Origin of the sequence: Actinoallomurus sp. NPDC052308 (assembly GCF_040679195.1) — a bacterium.
GTDB classification, from domain to species: Bacteria; Actinomycetota; Actinomycetes; order Streptosporangiales; family Streptosporangiaceae; genus Actinoallomurus; species Actinoallomurus liliacearum.
This window is the reverse complement of the sequence record NZ_JBFAUM010000070.1, coordinates 1-4,203: the sequence shown is the minus strand read 5'-3', so window position 1 is coordinate 4,203 and position 4,203 is coordinate 1. Positions and strand designations below refer to the sequence as shown.

Here is a 4,203-nt window from a genome sequence, read left to right as displayed (position 1 = left end):
CGTTCGAACAACTCCCACAACTCATCGGGAACCAGACGCTCCACCATCGACACGGCAGGATCCTACTGATCACCCCAAATGAAACGACGTCTAAGCCGTACCGGAGGCAACCCGGCTCTCGCGGCCCGGATGTCCGGCTGACCGTTCACGGTGAGGCTCCGGTGGCAGGCTGCTTAGCCTGGGCGGCGTCCCCATGCCGAGATCAGCGGCGCGAGGGTGAGGTCGAGCTCGCCGGCATCGACGGCGGCGAGGTGCGCGTCGATCTCGACGTCGTTGGCCAGCCCCGCGGCGAGCAACTCGGCGCGGACCATGCGCACCGTCGCGGCCTCCAGCCGGTCGCAGGCTACCCCGCCGACCGGGAAGCAGCCGGCCGCCGTGACATCGACCAGGCCCGCCGTACGCAACGCCCGCGGCAGCGTACGGCCGTAGCGCAGATCGGCGCCGCGGCGGGTCATCAACTCCCGGACGGCGCGCCGCAGTCGGTTGGCTCGCCGCTGCGCCGGGCCAACCTCATCGAGGCAGGCCAGCGGCTGCAGCTCGGTGTCGGCATCCTCTGCCAATAGCCAACCGCCGGGCCGCAGCGCCGCCATCATCGTCGCCAACGCCCGGGCACGGTCGGGCACGTGAACGAGCACGAGCCGCGCGTGTACCAGGTCGAACGTGCCTGGTTGCGGCGGCGGGTCCCCGACGATGTCGTGCCGGAGCACCTCGTACCCGCCATGCGGGTCCAACCAGGCCAGATTGATGTCCGTGGCCAGCACGTAACCGGTTGGTCCGACGGCTGCGGCGAGTGCCTCGGGAATGCCGGGGCCTCCGGCACCAACTTCCCAGCAACGCCAGCCCGCCCTCATTCCGAGCCGGTCGAAGTGCCCACGCGTGACACCGTCGAACAGCTCGGCCAGCCAGGTGAACCGCTCGCCCGCCTCCACCCGGGCGTTGTCGAGCAGGTAGCGGTGATCTGGAGAAGACTCGGGGGCGTCCGGCGATGGGGGCCTAGACCGCGCGCCGCCAGTGTTCACCGGCCCGCCCGCGGTCCTGTCCGGCTCGGGCTCGGGGTCGACGACGGGCTGCGATGAAGTCATGCCCACATCCTCACGACCTACCGCGTGCTGTGTCAGCGCGACACGGGATGAAACCAGACACATCCTGACTCCGGCCAACCAGGCCGACCCCACCCCCTCGATGCGATCGTCCGCACATTCTCGATCGGCTTTGTAAGGAGAAGGTTGTCGCCAAAAGACCCCGGGGCGATCTTCGCATCGGGGTCTTTTGGCTGGTCAGGTGTGGTGGGCAGGGGTGAGGTCGAACCGCCGACCTTCCGCTTTTCAGGCGACTTACGCGCGTGTTCCGCCAGCACCGTAGGCGTTGCCGACTGCCCTGGAAGGCCCCCAATCGAGCGGGAACGTCCGCCGTCGTTCGTCGCGGTTGTCACGCAGTTAGTCACCCGCCCGTGATCCTCCTGGCGAGCTGGAACGGCGGGGGCGCCCGCCGCTGTTCCAGCCCCCGACGCGCGCGGGGGGACACATGGAAGGCGCGATGTCCCCACGGTGTCCTCTTGGTTTAGCCAGGTCACGGACGGTTGGGAGACACGGGGGCCACTCGATCGGGGCTAGAGGGAGAGACTAGGGGAGCAACGGAAGGAGTTGGCCTCTTCGTCCGAGCCTCCGCAGCGGATGCCTCATGAACCGGGTCCAGGCCCGTATTTCCATCATCGTTACCGGGTCCTCTTGCGACCAGCCCACGCCACCCCGTGCACACCACGGCCCGCCTCGGACAGTGGATGTTGCGGGTCTCAAGACCTGTCCGGGTGCGTAAACGCAACCGGTCCACAACAACAGAAAGGCCGATCAAATGGGATGGGTACTGCTGCTCCTGGGCGCGGCTCTGGCTTTCGGGGACAAGGAGGACTGGAAGTGGCGGTCTGACCTGGAAGAGCAGGCCAAGCAGATCCTGCGATCCCCGATGAGCATGGAGGAGCAGGCTGAGCTGGAACAGAAGCTCTCGCGCTCCGGCTCGGAGGACCCGCAACACAACGGTCCGCTGGGTTACTTCGCCCTCACCCTCGCGGAGGGCATCCTGGGTCAGCCGGATCCGGCGGAGCGCCGGGTCCAGCTCGCCAGCATCGCCACGGTCGCCGCGGAACGCGCGGCGGTCTCCCTGCTGCAGGAGATCAGGGTCGCAAGGGCCGCGAAGGCTGTGGCAGCCGCGAAGGCTGCGCAGAATCCGAAGCGGAAGACGAAGCTGGCGATGCGGTCGGCGAAGTTCCTGCGCAAGGCGATGAAGCCTTACGGGGACTGACCGCTAGCCGCATCGTCTGACGGCGCCGCCGTCCAACGTGGCGTTCGAGAGACGCTGGGCGGTTGAGGAAGAAGCCGGCCTTCGCCACCCTTTCGGGTGGGCGGGGCCGGTCTTCCGCAACCCGGCGATGGCGAGCTCAGAATCAGGCCGAGGCCGTGCAGAGCGGCCGGCGGCCCTACGAGATCCACGCGAAGTGGGCCGACCAATGGTGAGCCCGGACGCCCCTGGCCCGCGTCGGCATGAACGCGGGCCAGAGTACGAACGCGCCCTGGTCGAGCTGCGCGAGGTGCTAGAGCTGCCCATCGTGGGCAGGTCGGACGGTGGTCGACGTGTGCCCTTGTGACCTTCTGGAAGGGGACGTTGCCGTCAGGGTTGCCGTCAACGGTCGGTGTCCTTGGGATGGCGAGGCGATGCGTAGACGACCCAGACGGTGCGGCTGTCATCGTCGATCACGTACCGGACGCGGCCGCCGCTGGTGACCTCGTATTCCCACTGTTCGAGATCGCGGCCGTTGTGGCGGTGGGTGGCGAGGTCACCGCGAAGACGATGCTGTCGTTCGTGGTTGGACCGGGAACGCGGCTCGCTGCGCAGGGTGTCCAGGCATCTGCGGGTGTTGGACAGGGCGAGGCGGCACAGCTCTTCCCAGCCGCGTACCGCCTCGCTGGTACCGAATCGAACGTCCCACTCGTCGTCTGGTGGCGGGACGGTGACCCTGTCCCCACGCTTCGGGCTCAAGGCGTGACCTCGACCGAACCGAAGTCGCCGGAAGTCGGTCGGAGCGCCTCCTCGTACTGAGCGCGGTCAGCCTTGATCCGCGCGGTGGCGCGCCAGCCGATGATCACTTCTTGGGCGTTCGTGTCGAGGTCGAGCTCGGCGGCGTCGGACAGCGCGTCGACCAGCTCGACGGTGAAGGCGCGGACCTCTTCGGTGCTCAGGTGGCGTACCCAGGGGAAGACGTCAGGCATGGCGAGCAGTAGCGCGCGGGCGCTCGGGTCGTGCTTCATCAGCGCCAGGAAGATCCGAGATGCGGTCGTCAGCGTCTCGTCACGTTGCTCTTCGCGGTCGGCGGCGGTGAGGTAGAAGTCGGGGGCGTCGCGGTGGGTGACCCGCAGCCGGCCAAGCCGCGAGGCGCGCTCGGCGACGGACTTGGGGTTGCGGGACAGGTCGGAGAAGGTGACTGCGTCCGCGGTGGTGCTCATGCACCCCAGTATATTCAGATCATGTTCTGAATTCGCCGCCCACGGCCGCCGTGCGCACGTCCCGCCGAGGTCCTCACCGGCACCGCGGATCAAGTCGGAGGACTGCTCTGGGCACCGCCACCGAGCGAGCCGGGCAAGGACGACGGCCCCGCCGGAGCCCCGGTACCGGCGGCTTGAAGGGGCAACTGAGACCACAAGTGAGACCAGAAACGCCCCGAGCGCAATCGCTCGGGGCGTTTCTACTGGCCTAAGAGGTGGGCAGGGGCGGGGTCGAACCGCCGACCTTCCGCTTTTCAGGAGTAACGATCCATCTGGTGAGAGCCTCCCAGTCGAGGTAGACGGCAGTGGACGCGTGCCTGTGATAGCCGGCGGTCGGCGACGTTGCCGTCACCGTTGCCGTCAGGTCCGCACCCGGCCGCTCGTAGCGACAGGCACGTTCTTCTATAAGCATGCGGGTTCGCGGATTCCTGAGAGCCGTTGCGGCGGAACTCGCGCGCGCACTCGCTCCCATGCCGGGCTTCGCGCGCGGGTTCATGGGATCTGTGCGCGGCCCAGGCCGCGGTGCTCATCGACACAGTCCTTCACGAGTTGCGAGATCGCCAAGCTTGGCCGGGTTGCGTCCAGGGACGTGGTGTACGAGTTTCCGCTGATCAGAGGCGTGGCGTCGTGAACTGAGACGGCCATCGCGTGATCCTTCGAGATGCGA

The 4,203-nt window shown here is 67.8% G+C and carries 4 protein-coding genes; 1 reads left to right on the top strand and 3 read right to left on the bottom strand.

Annotated elements, in window-relative coordinates; translation table 11 throughout:
- Nucleotides 1-173: 173 nt before the first annotated feature.
- Nucleotides 174-1,082: a methyltransferase domain-containing protein gene (locus tag AB0L00_RS45730; protein WP_364444561.1), complete on the bottom strand. Its 909-nt coding sequence runs from the start codon at nucleotides 1,080-1,082 to the stop codon at nucleotides 174-176.
- A 769-nt stretch (nucleotides 1,083-1,851) separates the two neighbouring features.
- Between AB0L00_RS45730 and AB0L00_RS45725 the strand changes: the two genes are divergently transcribed.
- Nucleotides 1,852-2,298 carry a hypothetical protein gene (locus AB0L00_RS45725; RefSeq protein ID WP_364444559.1) on the top strand — a complete coding sequence of 149 codons (447 nt, stop codon included), beginning with the start codon at nucleotides 1,852-1,854 and terminating at the stop codon, nucleotides 2,296-2,298.
- Nucleotides 2,299-2,676: 378 nt separating this feature from the next.
- On the opposite strand, the gene AB0L00_RS45720 is transcribed toward AB0L00_RS45725, so the two are convergent.
- Nucleotides 2,677-3,033: a hypothetical protein gene (locus tag AB0L00_RS45720; RefSeq protein WP_364444558.1), complete on the bottom strand. Its 357-nt coding sequence runs from the start codon at nucleotides 3,031-3,033 to the stop codon at nucleotides 2,677-2,679.
- A complete protein-coding gene (locus tag AB0L00_RS45715) occupies nucleotides 3,030-3,497 on the bottom strand; it encodes a hypothetical protein (RefSeq protein ID WP_364444556.1) in 468 nt (155 codons plus the stop codon). Before AB0L00_RS45715 ends, AB0L00_RS45720 begins: the two co-directional genes overlap by 4 nt.
- Between the last annotated feature and the right edge of the window lie 706 nt (nucleotides 3,498-4,203).